This is a genomic window from Peribacillus sp. SIMBA_075, assembly GCF_046534585.1.
In genome coordinates this window covers 1-515 of the sequence record NZ_JAWRYN010000117.1, presented here as the reverse complement: position 1 = coordinate 515, position 515 = coordinate 1, and the positions used below count along the sequence as shown (strand labels likewise).

Here is a 515-nt window from a genome sequence, read left to right as displayed (position 1 = left end):
AGGACGTCGCGCTTTCAGCTGCCTGGGGATAGGGCGGGTGTTGAGCCAACGTGCCAAAAAGCGCAGCACGATTGTCTCGCCAGCCCGCGCGGTCCCACAGGCGTCAGCCCCCTTCCACTCCGTCTCTAGTTTTATAGTGGTAGATGATTTCTTCGATTTATTCAATATAGATAGTGGAAGTGTGTCAGACCTGATAGTTTTTGTCTCTTTGGATAGAGGAGCTACAATTGTCCGTTTGAATCCGTCAATAAGCATCTATGTCTCAGTTGCTGCCTCCCAGAAAGCGATTTCCCCGCTAGCCGGCAATTCGTACAGAAGCAGTTCTGATTAAACAAACATGAATCAAAGAAATCTCTAAGCTGCCAAGCGTAAAGTGGTGAGCCGACGCAATAAGACAAGTGCTCTTCTTGGCTTATGGCGGGAGGCCAGCCCAAAGCGGGAGGCGGCTACTTAAAGATGAAAAAACAATGAACAACACGCCACACTCACAAGTCTCACTAAGCGGCCTCTACCAG

At 49.7% G+C, this 515-nt stretch carries 1 protein-coding gene; it reads left to right on the top strand.

Going from position 1 to position 515, the window contains the following annotated elements; genetic code table 11:
• Window positions 1-37: 37 nt before the first annotated feature.
• The gene (locus SB775_RS27400) at window positions 38-331 is read left to right on the top strand and encodes a hypothetical protein (RefSeq protein ID WP_410864282.1); all 294 of its coding nucleotides are present in this window, start codon (window positions 38-40) and stop codon (window positions 329-331) included.
• Window positions 332-515: the final 184 nt, after the last annotated feature.